Here is a 12,970-nt window from a genome sequence, read left to right as displayed (position 1 = left end):
AACCCCTCCTGGGAGCAAGCATGATCGTCATCACGGGCGCCACCGGCCACCTGGGCTCACGAATCGTGGCGGAGGTCCTGCGGCGGGTTCCCGCCGCCGCCGTCGGGGTCAGCGTCACCGACGTCGCGAAGGCCACCGCGCTGCAGGCCCGCGGCGTCCGGGTGCGCCGCGGCGACTTCACCGACCCCGCCACCCTCGCGGACGCCTTCGAGGGCGCTGACCAGGTCCTGATCGTCAGTGCCGCGATCCGGGGGGCCGCCGCGACCGGGGCCAACATCGCCGCGATCGACGCCGCGACGGCGGCCGGAGCGCAGCGCATCCTCTACACCAGCCACCAGGGCGCGTCGACCGACTCGCTGTTCCCGCCGATGATCACCCACGCGCGCACCGAGGAGCACCTGGCCGCCACCGGCATCCCCCACGTCGCCCTGCGCAACGGCTTCTACTCCAGCACCCTCCGCTATTACCTCGACGAGGCGGCGGCCACCGGCCGACTGGCCCTCCCGGCCGACGGGCCCGTCTCCTGGACCGGCCACGACGACCTCGCGGCGGCGGCCGCCGTCCTGCTCACCGACGGCTCCGTCGCGGCCAGCCCCACCGCGCCGCTGACGGCCCCGTCGACGCTCGACTCCGCGGCGGTCGCCGCCGTCGCGAGCGAGGTCACCGGCCGGGAGGTGACCCGCGTCGTCGTGGACGACGAGGAATGGGTACGGGCGGCGGTCTCTCGGGGCATGCCGCGCGCCGCCGCCGAGTTCAACCTCGGCATGTTCCGGGCGGCGCGACGTGGCGAGTTCATGGTCACCGATCCCACGCTGGAGACGCTGATCGGCCGCCCGGCCGAGTCCGTCCGGACCGCGCTGCGGCGCATGCTCGCCGCTCGCCCCTGAGGGTTGGACGACCGGTCGGGTAGCGTTGGTGAACGGCGCCCGGGTGCCGTTGGCGCGTGCGCGCGACGAGGAGGTCCAGGATGGAATCCTTGCCGGAACTGACCTTCGGGCAGCGGTTGAAGGTCTACCGGGAGCGGTCCGGGAAGACCCGCGCGGTGCTCGGCGGCCTGGTGGGCCGCAGCGCCGAGTGGGTCAAGGCGGTGGAGACCGATCGCATCCTGCCGCCTCGCATCCACATGCTGGATCGCATCGCGCGCGCCCTGAAGGTCGAGGTGTCGGTGCTGGCCGGTGAGTTGAGCGACCGGTCCGCCGTGGTCAACGGGCCGGAGCATCCGGCGTTGGCCTCCGTTCGGGACGCGGTGAACCGCTTCGTGCTCTCCGGCGAGACGTCCGCGGAGTCGTTGACGAGCCTGCGGGACCGGCTTGCGACGGCATGGCGGGCCCGCCACCAGGCGTCCGATCACCGTACGGTGCTGGGCGGGTTGCTGCCGGGGCTGCTGCGCGACGTGCAGCGCGCCGCCCTGGCGTACGAGGGGGAGGAGCGTCGGCAGGCGCAGGCCCTGGTGGCGGAGACATTCGGGCTGACGCAGATGTTCCTCGCCTACCAGCCCGCTGCCGAGTTGCTGTGGCGGGTCGCGGACCGGTCGATGGTGGCGGCGCAGGAGTCCGGCGACCCGGAGGCGTTGGCTGTCGCGGGGTGGTTCCTGTGCCAGGTGCATCGGGACGCCGGGGACTGGGACACCGCGACGGCGGTGACGCTGGACGTCCTGTCGGCCCTGGAGCCGCGCATCGCCGACGGGAACACGAACCTGCTGGCTCTGTGGGGAGCGCTGAACTTCGAGGCGGCCTACACCGCCGCCCGAGCCGGCGAGGAGGGTCGGGCCTGGCGGTACTGGGATCGCGCCGACCGTGTGGCGCAACGCCTGCCGCAGGAGTTCTACCAGCCGCAGACCTCGTTCTCCCGGGTCATCATGGGCGCCCACGCGGTGACGGTCGCGGTGGAGCTGCAGAAGTCAGGCGAGGCGGTGCGGCAGGCCCGCCGCCATGACTCGTCGGCCATCCCGTCGCGGCCGCGACGGGCTCGCCACCTCATTGAGGTCGCGCGGGCGCACTACGGCAAGGGCGACCGGGAGACGGCCGTCGCGACGCTGCGGCGGGCGTACGAGTCGGCCCCGGAGACGATCCGCTTCAACGGGTACGCCCGCCAGATCACCGTGGACCTGCTCGACGGCCCGCGCCCTACCCGCGACGAGGCCCGCGATCTCGCAGTGAAGGTCGGGCTCCTGTCCTGACACAGGGGTACGAACCCTACCCGTTCCGCCCCGCCACACACCGTAGCTTGCTGCTCACGGGATGCGGCGGGCGGTGCGGGTGTCGCCTGGTCGCCGCGTCCCTCTCAGCTTCGAGGGCGGAGGGCCGCCCTCGTGACGACGGGGGAGGCTACGTGCGGCGCGTCTCGTACGACGAGTACCTCTCGGCAACGGCGTTGACCCTCGCGCGACGGCATCGGCCGGCGTGGTCGTGGCGGCGGTGGCGGTGGGTATGCCGCTGTGGCGGCGAGCTGCCGTGTCGAGTCCGGCACCGCGTTCCGATCGGTGTCGCGCACTGGCCGGGGGAGGAGCGGTGAGGGGTCAGGAGCAGCGCATCCTGCGCGTACACCTGCAGGGCCTGGAAATGACCAGCCGGCAGGCGCGGCTGCTCACCGCGACCCTGCTCGGAGGTCGCGGGTGAGCACCCACGGGCCGGTCCTGCCGGTGTGGAGTTGTGATGGGTGCGCGGCTCCCTGGCCGTGCGAGACGCGGCGGCGGGAACTGCGGGCGGAGTTCGCGGGCGCGCGGGTGTCGCTGGCGTTGTACATGGGTGCGCAGTTGGCCCGGGCGGCGCAGGACCTGCACTGGATGCCGGCCGGGCTGCTGCACCGCCGCTTCCTGGGGTGGCTGCGGTGAGCATCCTGGAAGTTGCCACGGGCGCGATCGTCCACGGCTCCGCCGACACCGGAGGCGCGGCACGCGGACAATGGCGACATGGCGATGCCCTTTCCCGCACCGACGACTCCCGCATCGGGACGCGACGAGGTCTTCCTGGGATACCTGGACTTCTTCCGGGAGACCCTCCTGTCCAAGGTGGACGCACTACCCGACGACGAGGTGCGGCGCAGCCGGCTTCCCTCCGGGTGGACCCCCCTCGAACTGCTCAAACACTTGCGCTACGTCGAGCTTCGCTGGATCGAGTGGGGCTTCGAGGGCACCCAGATCGCCGAACCCTGGGGCGACCGGCGCGGGGACCGGTGGCACGTGGCGCCCGACGAGACACGCGACAGCCTGACGGCGGCGCTCCGCGCCCAGGGCGCACACACCGCCTCCGTGGTCGCGAACAACGACCTGACGACGGTGGGCGCTCCCGGCCCGAGGTGGGACGAGGCGGCGCCGGCGACGCTGGAACGCGTGTTGTTCCACCTCGTGCAGGAGTACGCCCGTCACCTCGGGCACCTCGACGTCGTAGCCGAGCTCGCCGCTGGGCCGCTCGGCGAGTAGCGCGCTCAGTCGCCCCTGCTCGTGCCGGCGGCTGCATAGACTGCCGCGCCATGGGAGAGATTGTCACGCTCGGCGAGGTTCGGTGCCCGTCCGGCCAACTCGTCATCATCGACGGCGGGATGCTGGGCATGTGGTCGGGAAGCAGGCCGCCGAACGAGCTCGACCCGCGCGGTCTGGGATTCGAGGATCCGGACCTGCTGGCTGAGGTCGCCGGTTCCGCCGACTACGCGGTGGTCGGCCCGGACGCCGAGCCGGCGGGGGCGTCGTTCCCGGTACGGCCCGGGCGGTACCACTACGACATTCCCGCCTCACACGGCGACAGCTGGGCGCAACGGTTCGGCGATCACTGCCGGGAGCACGGGTGGACGGCTGCGGTGGAGCGCGCGCAACAGCAGGTGCCGCACCGGGAGCGGGCGCGGCGGTGCGCGGTGGAACGCCAGCCGGGGTTCAGGGTCTTCGGGATGCCCGCGGTGGCGGTGGACGGTCTTCCCGCCGGGACCGTCGCGGTGCAGGCGGAACGTTCCGACGGGCCGTGGGACGGCTGGTCCCAGATCATCGTCCGGGTCCGTGACGCGCCCGTCGCCACCACTGTCGACGTGGGCATGGTGGGTGTCGACGCGGCTCGGCCGGCCTTCGCCGACGCCGACGCACTCGCGTCGTGGCGCCACGAGGAGCCGTTGGACGGTCTCGCCGACGTCGCGTTCTGGGGTGTCGACGCCCCGACGGCGGCCCGGGAGTTCACCGCCGAACCGCTGGCCGCACCGGGTGACGAGGGGAGCTACGGCTGGACGGACCTGCCGCTGCGCTCGGCTCTGCGGCGGGCGACGACCGTGCAGGCCTGGCGCGACGCCGAGCCCGGTCGCAAGCTGGCCGTGGACTTCCGGCCGCACTCGCACCACTGGGAGGTGATGCGCCAGGTGCGGGCCAGCGACACGGAGAGCGGGACCCTGGCCCTCGGCGACGCGCAGATCCTGTTCGCGATGACCAGCTGGGGTGACGGGGTCTTCCCGGTCCAGGTCGATCGCGACGCCGCCGGGGACCTGCTCGCCGTCCGGGTCACCCTCGCCGAGAGGTGATCCACCGTCCGCGGCCCGCGACGACGTGCCCCGGCGGCGGCGCGGCTGGACCGCCCCGGCGCGCGATGTCGGCGATGCTGTGGGCGTGGAGTACGTGTCCCGAGTGCCGCGACCGCCGCTGAACGGGCTGATCGACGACCTCTACTACCTGGAGGGTGCGCCGCCGTACGCCCGGTTGACACTGCCGCCGATGCCGGCGGCGTTGCTCATCGTCAACCTCGGTGCGCCGTTCCGCATCCGCGCCGGCGCCGACCTCGGCGCGGCCGAGTACGCCGACGGCTGCGTGGTCACCACGCCCACCCGGGCGCTGGAGTTCAGCTATCCGCCGCGGACCCGGTCCGTCGGCGCGCACGTCAAGCCGTGGGGGTTGGCGCCGTTCCTGCCGATGCCCGCCGTCGAGCTGTGCGACCGGCCGGTGACGATCGAGCAGGTCTGGGGCCGGCCCGCCGTCGCGGAGCTGCGAGACCGGCTGGCCACGGCGGCCGGGCCGCAGCAGATGCTGACGCTGCTCGAGGAGGAGCTGACGCGACGGCTGGGCGAGACCGCCGGGCTGGGGCTGGTGCGCCGGACGAGCGGCGTCATCGCGGCGGCCGGCGGAGCGGTCGCCATCGGCGACCTGAGCGTGGCAGCCGGTGTCAGCAGCACCCATCTGGCGCAGCGGTTCAAGCACCTCGTCGGCGTCACGCCGAAGCGGCTGGCCCGCGCCCACCGTTTCGCCACCGCCGTGTTCTCGATCGACCCCGCCGAACCGGTCGACTGGGGCGACCTCGCCGGTCGCGCCGGCTACTTCGACCAGGCCCACTTCGGCCACGAGTTCCGAGCGTTCACCGGGCTCACGCCGACCCGGTACGTCGAGGTCCGGCGGCGGTTCCTGCGCGAACATCCCGGTCACGTGCTGGACGGCTGGCCGCTGCCGGCCGATTGATTTCCTACAAGAGCGGCAGCCCTCGACACGCTAGCTTGAGGCGTCCCCGAGCAGAGGAGACCCCCGTGGGCACAGTCGTCATGTACAGCTCGGTGTCGGTCGACGGCTTCGTCGCGGACGAGAACGACCAGCCCGGGCCGCTGTTCGAGTGGCTGACCAGTGGTGACGTCCCGTTGGACGCCGGCGGCGGGCTGACGGTGTCGCAGACGTCCTACGACTACACCCGGCCGTACTGGGACCGGATCGGGGTGACGGTCGTCGGCCGGCACGTCTTCGACCTGACGGACGGCTGGGACGGGAAGCCTCCGGGCGGGATCGACCACGTGGTCGTCGTGACGCACCGGCCGGCACCCGAGGGCTGGGACCGCGACGCGCCGTTCCACTTCGTCGACGGCGTGGAGGCGGCCGTAGCCAGGGCGCAGGAGCTGGCGGGGGAGCGCACGGTCGAGGTCGCCGCCGGTGACGTCGGTGGCCAGGTGCTCGCCGCGGGCCTGGTCGACGAGGTACGCATGGACGTCGTACCCGTCGTGTTCGGGTCCGGCAAACGCTTCTTCGGGTCGGTGGACGCGCAGCACCTGTTGGAAGGGCCGGACGAGGTGGTGCAGGGCAGCCGGGTGCTTCACCTGCGCTACCGGGTCCGCCGCTGACGACCCGAGCGGGTGGATCCTGACGGCAGCCACCGCAGATATGCGCGTAGCGAATATCCTTTGCCTTCCGCGGACGTCGGCCTTACCGTAAAACGGCAAGGTCAACCGGATCGAACCAGGGAGTTTCCCGTGCGGCAGTACGTCTCCACCGAAACCATGCGGCTCATGCCGCGCGGCGGTGTCGTGCTGCGTGCGATCGGGCGAGCCCACGATCTGTGCGCGAGCGAGCAGAACTGGAAGCCGGGGTGGCGGCGCGAATAGCGCCAGCGGAAGCTGACAAGCCGCCCACCCCGACCGGGACAGGGCGGCTTTTTCGTTACCCGGACAACCGCATAGGGGCGTAGCTCAACTGGTAGAGCACCGGTCTCCAAAACCGAAGGTCGCAGGTTCGAATCCTGTCGCCCCTGCTTTCGTCCCGGCCCCGGCCGGAGGCGTCGTTGGTTCTCAATTCCACAGTGGATGGCATGGAAAGACCCCGGCCGGCGCCCGCACGGGCCGGCCGGGGGCGATACCCTCCGGGACGAGGGAGACGGTAACCCGCCCGCTTTGGGAGCGGGAGAAACAGCGTTCGACTCGCTGGTCCCGGACCATGGGGTTGTAGCTCAGCTGGTAGAGCGCCGCCTCGGCAGGGCGGAGGTCAGGGGTTCGATTCCCCTCTTCTCCACGTTCGGATGCCCTTCTGACAACCGGGGAGGGCGTCTTCACGGGCCGTTGGAGCAATTGGCAGCTCATCCGGTTCTCAGCCGGACGGTTACGGGTTCGAGTCCCGTACGGCCTACGCAGGACATGCCATGCGGTCGTGGTGAAGTCGGCGGACACGTCGGTCTTCCAAACCGAAAAGCGGGTTCGATGCCCGCCGGCCGCTCGCCTTCCCGGGTCGTCTAGTCGGCAAGACGCCGCACTCTGGATGCGGAGAGCTGGGTTCGAATCCTGGCCCGGGAGCGCCACGCCCTCGTAGCCCAACGGCAGAGGCCCGACGTTGAGGACGTCGCCAGTGCGCGTTCGACTCGCGCCGAGGGCACCGCGCCGACGTAGCTCAGATGGCCAGAGCGCTCCGCTCATGACGGAGAGGCCCCCGGTTCGAGGCCGGGCGTCGGCACGCAGTACATGCCCGGGTAGCCCAACGGCAGGAGGCACCCCGTTCAGGGCGGGGACAGTGCGCGTTCGAATCGCGCTCCGGGTACGCATGGGGTCGTAGCTCAGGTGGTAGCAGCGCTTCGTTCGCACCGAAGAGGCCGGCGGTTCGACTCCGCCCGACTCCACCAGGTCCCGTTGGCTCAGTGGGAGAGCATCCGCCTGTCGAGCGGAGGGTCGCCGGTTCGATCCCGGCACGGGGCGCGCACGCAGAGGTGGCCGAGCCGCCAGGTCGTCGTAGCTCAGCTGGTCAGAGCGCTTCCCTGATGAGGAAGGGGCGGTTCGGGCCCGCCCGACGACACCATGCCCCCGTGGCTCAGCGGACAGAGCACTGGATTACGAATCCAGGGGTCGCGCGTTCGAATCGCGCCGGGGGCACGCATCGAGACGAGGCGCGGTCGGCGGCGTCCGGCTCCCTCCCTCACCGCACGCCTCCGTAGCTCAGAGGAAGAGCAGCCGGCTCTTAACCGGCGGGTCGGGATGTCGGAATTCCCCGGAGGCACGAAGTCGTGGTCCACGCCGCCCGGCCGTCGGTCGTGGGCCGGACATCCCGCCTCGCCCCGGTAGCTCAGCGGGAGAGCGTCGGCTCGACAAGCCGAAGGCCGCTGGTTCGACACCAGCTCGGGGCACACGGACGCGCGTTCGGTCATGGGTAGGCCCCCAGCCTTTCACGCTGGTGAAGCGGGTTCGAGTCCCGCACGCGCGACCATTCCGGCGTCGCCCAAACGGTAGGGCAGCGGATTGTTGATCCGTACAGGTACTGGTTCGAGTCCAGTCGCCGGAGCGATGGAGGGGGCTCGTCGGTTCGAATCCCACCCCTTCCGCGTACGCCCGCGTAGCTCAACGGAAGAGCACCTGGTTCACATCCAGGGGGTCGGAGGTTCGACACCTTCCGCGGGCACCGGCCTTCGGCCGAGGGAGCGCGCCACCGACGGTGAGGTGGGCCGGCCTGTAAAGCCGGTGCGTTCGCGCTGAGTGAGTTCGAATCTCTCCGCTCCCACGCCTTCGCGGGTGCTTCCACCCGGCCATCCACTGTTGGCACAACGACGCGCCACCTCCACGACGAGCGGCCGAAGCGCCGTATCCGGCGCCGACGGCTAGTCCGGCGGTGACGGCGGCTCGGGTGGTAGTCCGCGGGCACGGTGCGCGTCCGACAGGGCGATCCCGGTCAGCACGACGGCGGCGGCGGCCGCGACCACGACCGGCGGCACGAGGAGCATCGCCGGTGCCAGGACGGCCAGCGCGAGCACGCCGATCGGGCGGGATCGGGACACCCGGCCGAACACCGCGTGTTCGAAGCGGGCGCGCCCGGCCAGGTACAGCGCGGGTCCGCCGAGGAGGACGGCGATCCAGGCCGGTGGAGTGTGTCCCAGCGGATGCGCGATGACGAGTTCACCGCCGACGGCGGTGACGACCACGCCGGCCACCATGGTCAGGTGGGTGTAGGACGCCGACCGGGCGAGGCGGACCGGGTCGGCGGACGCGACGATCGCCTCCGCCAGGACCTCACCGGCGCGGTAGATGTAGATCCGCCACAGCAGCACGGTGGTCGCGATCGACACGGCGAACGCGGCAGCCCCGGCGGGTGCGAAGCCGCTGCCGTTCAGCGCCAGTCCGGTGACCAGGATCAGCTCGCCGAGAGCGATGATGAAGAACTGCCGGTAGCGCTCCGACAGGTGCTCGCCGGAGGTGACCAGGTCACGGCCGGGGATACGCCCCGCGCCGGGGGTGGGGAAGCCGATTCTGCCGGCCGTGTGGTCGAGGACCACCGCGAGTGCCCAGAGCGCGCCCCGCGCCGTGCCGTGCGTCAGCGCCCCCGCGATCCACGGCAGCGCCGACAGGCCGTACCAGAACAGCCCGCGCATGGCGTTGCGTTGCAGCTCGTGGCCGCGCAGCACGGCGGTGAGGACGATCCCGCGGCTGAGCTGGACGGCGACGTAGGCGCCCGCGAAGATCAGGCCGGTGTCGCCGAACGCCTCGGGGACCGCGGCCGCCATGACCAGGCTGCCGACCATGGTCGCGATGACCAGCGCCTGGATGACCGGTCGTTGCGGGTCGGTCCGGTCGGTCAGCCACGCGGTGCTCGACCAGACCCACCACATGGCGCCCAGCAGCACCAGTGCCCGGAAGGCGCCGCTCCACCCGAGATCCTCGCCCAGGCTGCGGGAGAGCAGGGCGAGCGCGAGCACGAACACCAGGTCGAAGAAGAGTTCCAGGAATGTGGCCCGCTGCGGACCCCCGGGTCTACGCAGCAGCTCGGCCGCCCTGCCTGTCGTCATCGGCTCGCCCGTTCTGCAGCTCTGCTCCAGTTTTGGGGGCATTCTGACATGCGGCAGCGGCCGCTGAGGGACTCCCGCCGGGTCGGGTGCGATCGGGCGATGGCTTCCGAGACGTGCCGGGCGGCGTCAGCCGATGCCGTCGACCGCCGCCCGGAGCGCGTTGATCGACGGATCCCAGGTGAAGTTCAGGACGGGGAGGCCGGAGGCGGCGGCGTTGCTGTCGCCACCGAGGACCACCGCCCGTGGCTTGGCGGTGCCCTGGGGGACGACGAGGTACCAGTTGCCTCGCACATTCGCGATGAACACGTCATCTACCTCCTGGTCGGGGGAACTCGGGTTGGCGGCGTCGCCGACGTGGTTCTCGAAATCCACCGTCGCGCCGAAGTTCGTCGGGCTGCCGGTGTTCAGCCAGAGACTGGTGTGCACGTGCGGGCCGACACCCGAGTCGCTGCCGTTGGCCGAGGCGCCGGAGTAGGCGATCGTCTGGCCTCGCGACACGCGTTGGCCGGGGGAGACGGCGATCGTCGACAGGTGCAGATGCCGGGTGTAGTTGCCGTCGTCGTGGGCCATCCCCACGACGCGCCCGGTCGCGGTGGAGGTGTCGGTCTTCACCAGGCGGATCGTGCCGTTCGCCGCGGCCCGGACGGGAGTGCCGGTGCCGACCGCGTAGTCGGTGCCCGGCTCACCCGAGGGCGGCGTCCGGTTCCGGTGGTCCTGCCATGAGCTCGATATCCGCACGTTGCCGCAGGGTCGCAGGTAGCTGCCGGCGGCCCGAGCGGAGTCGGGCAGCAGGACGAAGGCGGCCGACACCCCGGACGCCGCCAACGCGGCGCCGGTGAGGAAGCCCCGCCTCGACAGCCCGCGCAGGTAGGCGATGCCGCCGAGGTCCTCGGGCCGCAGATCGTCGTGACCGGCCTCTGGAGGAGGGCCGTGCGGTTGACTACCGATGACCATCAATGGAAGGTAAGGCTCCTCCCGACGAGGGGCAAGGGCTTCTCCCGGATCACTCCCGAAGCGGTCCCGACGCTCCACGGTGGCCCGAGCGGTGGAGGTGACGAGGGTGACGGCGACGCCCGGATCGGGGATCGTGGTGGCGTGACGAGCGCGGACGACATGAGTGACGACGAGAACTGGACGGGTGGCTTCTACGAACTCTGCCTGGTCCTCGGCGCGGCCGACGACGCCACCGTGGACCGGGCCCTCCGGTCGCTGTGGCGTGTCGCCGGCGTCCACGGCTGCCACGTCCGCCGGGCCGACGGGTCCGGGTTCGCGGCGGCCGAACCCGGCGTGGCCGCCCTCCACGAGCACGGTCACCTCCTCGCCACGCTGACGCTGCCCTCGGGTGCCCGGGTCGTCTGCGGCGGCTTCCTGTTCCGGTACGAGGACGTGGACACGCTGGAGTTCTACCTGCCGCTGGGCGCGTTGGCGCGCGTCGACGACCGCATCGGCGGCTACCCCTTCGACGAGTCCAGCGGCGCGGAGTCGTTGTCGTGGCGCGGTGCGCTCGACCGGTGGTTGGCGGCCGTGGCCGTGGCCGTGCACGGCGAGGTGCCGATCCACCGGGCGCTCATCGGCTTCGAGGTCGACGAGGGCCACGACGTCACCGCCGGCAGGCGGTACGCCGCGGTCGTCACGCCGGGAGTGGACGGCGTGGAGTACCGCCCGGCCGACGCCTGACGCGGGGCGGGTCCCGACGGTTACCGTGCCGGAATGGCCATGTCTCCGTATCTCGCCCGGCTGCGCGCCGTGATCGGCCATGAGCTGATCCAGATGCCGTCGGTGTCGGTCGTCGTCGTAGACGACGACGCACGGATCCTGCTGGTGCGTCATGCCGGGCACCACGACGGGTGGGCGGTGCCCGGCGGCGCGGTCGACGTCGGCGAACCGCCCGTCGAAGCGGCCGTGCGGGAGAGATCCGTGAGGAGATCAGCGAGCTGCGGTGGTTCGCCCCGGACGAGTTGCCCGGCGTGGAGCTCAGCCGGTTCACCAAGGCGCTGCTGAGGGCGACCGGCCACCTCGCCGGGTGACGGCCGCCCACGTCAGGGGTGCGGCGGGGCGAGCAGCAGGCGGGCGCCGTGGCGGACCGCCGCCCAGTCGGTCGTCGGGCGGCGCTCGAGGTTGCGGGAGAGCCAGTGCCGCCGGTCCTCGTGCTCGCGTCGTAACTGGACGGGGTCGAGGTCGACGCCCGGTAGCCCACCGCGGCGTTCCAGCTCCTCGACCCGCTGTCCCATGGCGTCCATCAGCTCGCGGTCGAGGGTGTGCACGGCGTCGAGGTACGCGGTGGTCGGAACGCGGAGCCGGACGGCGGGCCCTGCGCTGAAGCCGATCTCACCGTCGTCCTCGTGCCGCCAGTCCACGGTGACCTCGTCGCGGTCGTCCCGGAGGGTGCGCCAGAACCGGAGCCGGGGTGGGTTGCGCAGGTATCCGAGGTCCAGGTGGCGCTCGCCGTGCCAGATCGCCGCCGTGACGGCGGGGTGGTCGGGTCGGTCCAGGTCGCCGCCGATGGTCCGGTGGTCCTCCGGCTCGAACTCGAACGGGTCGCGGGTCCACTGCCCGCGACGGGACTCGACGAAGGACACCAGATCCGCGGGCACCGGCTCCCGTACCTCGGGGGTGAGGGCGATGACGTCCTCCCAGAGCCGGGCCAGGTAGTGGTCGACGTAGGGGAGCGGTCCCGGGTGCCGGGTGCGGCGCAGCAGCTCCCGTCCGCCGGCTTCGAGCCAGTACCAGCCCTCGGTGAGCCCGAACCAGTGGAGTGTCGGCCGGTCGCCGCCCCACGGCGACACCTCGTCCAGGGGGCACAGCGCGAACCGGAACCTGATCACCGAGGCAGTATGCACCGGCCGGCGTCGCGTCAGCCGCGACCGCGTACCAGGGGCAGGAACACCTCGTCGACGATGTCGACGAGCACCTCGTCGGGGACCGAGGGGATGCCCCGTATCGCGTACTCGGCGCGGAGCAGCATCATCGGCGTGGTCGCCACCCGGGGGCGGACGGCCGCCGCCGGCGCCTCGCCCCGGGCCACGGCCCGTTCGAGCATGGCGATCCAGGCCAGGTCCATGGCGTCGGCGCCGGACCGGGCGCGCATGAGGGTGAGCAGTTCCGGGTCGTCGGCCGCGGCGGCGAGCAGGCCGCGCAGGATGGCTCCGTGCGGCGACGACCACGTCTCGTTGGCCCGCCGCAGCATCTCCAGCGCGTCGCCGCGCAGCGTGCCGGTGTCCGGGTTCGGCAGGGCGGCGTCGGACAGGTGGCGGTACGCCGCGATGCCCAGCGCCGCCCGGTGCGGCCACCGGCGGTAGATGGCGTTCTTGTTGGTTCCGGCGCGGGCGGCGACGCGGTCCATCGTCATGCCCGCGTATCCGGACTCGCGCATCACCTCCGCGGCGGCCCGCAGGATCGCCTGTTCCAGTTCCTCACCCCGACGCCGCCTGCTCATGTCTTGTAGGGTACTCGCCGTACCTTGTAGGGTACGCAGCGTACCTTGGAGA

General features: G+C 72.0%; 14 protein-coding genes and 18 tRNA genes. 28 read left to right on the top strand and 4 right to left on the bottom strand.

The window, feature by feature from the left end; all coding sequences use genetic code 11:
• The first annotated feature begins 20 nt into the window (after positions 1 to 20).
• The 26 genes from GA0070622_RS24200 (at position 21) to GA0070622_RS32675 (ending at position 8,203) form a co-directional block, all read left to right on the top strand.
• Positions 21 to 887, top strand: a complete 867-nt coding sequence (locus GA0070622_RS24200; protein ID WP_091579010.1) for an NmrA family NAD(P)-binding protein — start codon at positions 21 to 23, stop codon at positions 885 to 887.
• An 80-nt stretch (positions 888 to 967) separates the two neighbouring features.
• The gene (locus GA0070622_RS24195; RefSeq protein ID WP_091579008.1) at positions 968 to 2,179 is read left to right on the top strand and encodes a helix-turn-helix domain-containing protein; all 1,212 of its coding nucleotides are present in this window, start codon (positions 968 to 970) and stop codon (positions 2,177 to 2,179) included.
• 435 nt (positions 2,180 to 2,614) lie between these two features.
• Positions 2,615 to 2,833 (top strand): hypothetical protein, encoded by a 219-nt coding sequence (locus tag GA0070622_RS33610; RefSeq protein WP_091579003.1) that lies wholly within the window; start codon positions 2,615 to 2,617, stop codon positions 2,831 to 2,833.
• Positions 2,834 to 2,911: 78 nt separating this feature from the next.
• Positions 2,912 to 3,421, top strand: a complete 510-nt coding sequence (locus tag GA0070622_RS24180) for a mycothiol transferase (RefSeq protein WP_091579000.1) — start codon at positions 2,912 to 2,914, stop codon at positions 3,419 to 3,421.
• A gap of 50 nt (positions 3,422 to 3,471) precedes the next feature.
• Complete coding sequence (locus GA0070622_RS24175; RefSeq protein ID WP_141684624.1) at positions 3,472 to 4,497, top strand: hypothetical protein; 1,026 nt, start codon at positions 3,472 to 3,474, stop codon at positions 4,495 to 4,497.
• Positions 4,498 to 4,582: 85 nt separating this feature from the next.
• Complete coding sequence (locus tag GA0070622_RS24170; RefSeq protein WP_245666790.1) at positions 4,583 to 5,422, top strand: helix-turn-helix domain-containing protein; 840 nt, start codon at positions 4,583 to 4,585, stop codon at positions 5,420 to 5,422.
• 65 nt (positions 5,423 to 5,487) lie between these two features.
• Entirely contained in the window at positions 5,488 to 6,069 is a 582-nt protein-coding gene (locus GA0070622_RS24165) for a dihydrofolate reductase family protein (RefSeq protein ID WP_091578995.1), read from the top strand.
• 129 nt (positions 6,070 to 6,198) lie between these two features.
• Positions 6,199 to 6,330: a hypothetical protein gene (locus tag GA0070622_RS33520; RefSeq protein WP_255292647.1), complete on the top strand. Its 132-nt coding sequence runs from the start codon at positions 6,199 to 6,201 to the stop codon at positions 6,328 to 6,330.
• Between the two features lie 73 nt (positions 6,331 to 6,403).
• A tRNA-Trp gene (locus tag GA0070622_RS24160) sits at positions 6,404 to 6,476 on the top strand.
• Between the two features lie 184 nt (positions 6,477 to 6,660).
• Positions 6,661 to 6,733: transfer RNA gene (locus GA0070622_RS24155), tRNA-Ala, on the top strand.
• Between the two features lie 41 nt (positions 6,734 to 6,774).
• A tRNA-Glu gene (locus tag GA0070622_RS24150) sits at positions 6,775 to 6,847 on the top strand.
• 15 nt (positions 6,848 to 6,862) lie between these two features.
• A tRNA-Gly gene (locus GA0070622_RS24145) sits at positions 6,863 to 6,934 on the top strand.
• 5 nt (positions 6,935 to 6,939) lie between these two features.
• Positions 6,940 to 7,011 (top strand) — tRNA-Gln (locus GA0070622_RS24140).
• A gap of 6 nt (positions 7,012 to 7,017) precedes the next feature.
• Positions 7,018 to 7,090: transfer RNA gene (locus GA0070622_RS32680), tRNA-Leu, on the top strand.
• Positions 7,091 to 7,094: 4 nt separating this feature from the next.
• A tRNA-Met gene (locus tag GA0070622_RS24135) sits at positions 7,095 to 7,168 on the top strand.
• 10 nt (positions 7,169 to 7,178) lie between these two features.
• Positions 7,179 to 7,252: transfer RNA gene (locus GA0070622_RS24130), tRNA-Leu, on the top strand.
• A 5-nt stretch (positions 7,253 to 7,257) separates the two neighbouring features.
• Positions 7,258 to 7,334: transfer RNA gene (locus GA0070622_RS24125), tRNA-Ala, on the top strand.
• Position 7,335: 1 nt separating this feature from the next.
• A tRNA-Asp gene (locus tag GA0070622_RS24120) sits at positions 7,336 to 7,407 on the top strand.
• A gap of 27 nt (positions 7,408 to 7,434) precedes the next feature.
• Positions 7,435 to 7,507 (top strand) — tRNA-Ile (locus GA0070622_RS24115).
• A gap of 1 nt (position 7,508) precedes the next feature.
• A tRNA-Arg gene (locus tag GA0070622_RS24110) sits at positions 7,509 to 7,581 on the top strand.
• A gap of 52 nt (positions 7,582 to 7,633) precedes the next feature.
• Positions 7,634 to 7,705, top strand: a tRNA-Lys gene (locus GA0070622_RS24105).
• Between the two features lie 55 nt (positions 7,706 to 7,760).
• Positions 7,761 to 7,832, top strand: a tRNA-Val gene (locus tag GA0070622_RS24100).
• A gap of 6 nt (positions 7,833 to 7,838) precedes the next feature.
• Positions 7,839 to 7,912 (top strand) — tRNA-Glu (locus tag GA0070622_RS24095).
• Position 7,913: 1 nt separating this feature from the next.
• Positions 7,914 to 7,987: transfer RNA gene (locus GA0070622_RS24090), tRNA-Asn, on the top strand.
• A 45-nt stretch (positions 7,988 to 8,032) separates the two neighbouring features.
• Positions 8,033 to 8,104: transfer RNA gene (locus GA0070622_RS24085), tRNA-Val, on the top strand.
• A 15-nt stretch (positions 8,105 to 8,119) separates the two neighbouring features.
• A tRNA-Tyr gene (locus tag GA0070622_RS32675) sits at positions 8,120 to 8,203 on the top strand.
• 97 nt (positions 8,204 to 8,300) lie between these two features.
• On the opposite strand, the gene GA0070622_RS24080 is transcribed toward GA0070622_RS32675, so the two are convergent.
• On the bottom strand, positions 8,301 to 9,482 hold the full coding sequence (locus GA0070622_RS24080; RefSeq protein ID WP_091578992.1) for a low temperature requirement protein A: 1,182 nt from the start codon (positions 9,480 to 9,482) through the stop codon (positions 8,301 to 8,303).
• A 126-nt stretch (positions 9,483 to 9,608) separates the two neighbouring features.
• Positions 9,609 to 10,436, bottom strand: coding sequence for a M23 family metallopeptidase (locus GA0070622_RS32175; protein ID WP_141684623.1), 828 nt, complete (start codon positions 10,434 to 10,436; stop codon positions 9,609 to 9,611).
• A 141-nt stretch (positions 10,437 to 10,577) separates the two neighbouring features.
• On the opposite strand from GA0070622_RS32175, the gene GA0070622_RS32170 reads away from it, so the two are divergent.
• Both GA0070622_RS32170 and GA0070622_RS24070 read left to right on the top strand, forming a co-directional pair.
• A complete protein-coding gene (locus GA0070622_RS32170) occupies positions 10,578 to 11,159 on the top strand; it encodes a hypothetical protein (RefSeq protein WP_141684622.1) in 582 nt (193 codons plus the stop codon).
• Between the two features lie 33 nt (positions 11,160 to 11,192).
• The gene (locus GA0070622_RS24070; protein WP_245666789.1) at positions 11,193 to 11,483 is read left to right on the top strand and encodes an NUDIX domain-containing protein; all 291 of its coding nucleotides are present in this window, start codon (positions 11,193 to 11,195) and stop codon (positions 11,481 to 11,483) included.
• A gap of 38 nt (positions 11,484 to 11,521) precedes the next feature.
• On the opposite strand, the gene GA0070622_RS24065 is transcribed toward GA0070622_RS24070, so the two are convergent.
• A complete protein-coding gene (locus GA0070622_RS24065) occupies positions 11,522 to 12,307 on the bottom strand; it encodes a DUF5984 family protein (protein ID WP_091578988.1) in 786 nt (261 codons plus the stop codon).
• Between the two features lie 29 nt (positions 12,308 to 12,336).
• Positions 12,337 to 12,918 (bottom strand): TetR/AcrR family transcriptional regulator, encoded by a 582-nt coding sequence (locus GA0070622_RS24060; RefSeq protein WP_091578986.1) that lies wholly within the window; start codon positions 12,916 to 12,918, stop codon positions 12,337 to 12,339.
• Positions 12,919 to 12,970: the final 52 nt, after the last annotated feature.

It is taken from the genome of Micromonospora sediminicola, assembly GCF_900089585.1.
Taxonomy (GTDB): domain Bacteria; phylum Actinomycetota; class Actinomycetes; order Mycobacteriales; family Micromonosporaceae; genus Micromonospora; species Micromonospora sediminicola.
The sequence above is the reverse complement of the archived record's forward strand: the minus strand, read 5'-3'. Positions and strand labels throughout refer to the sequence as shown.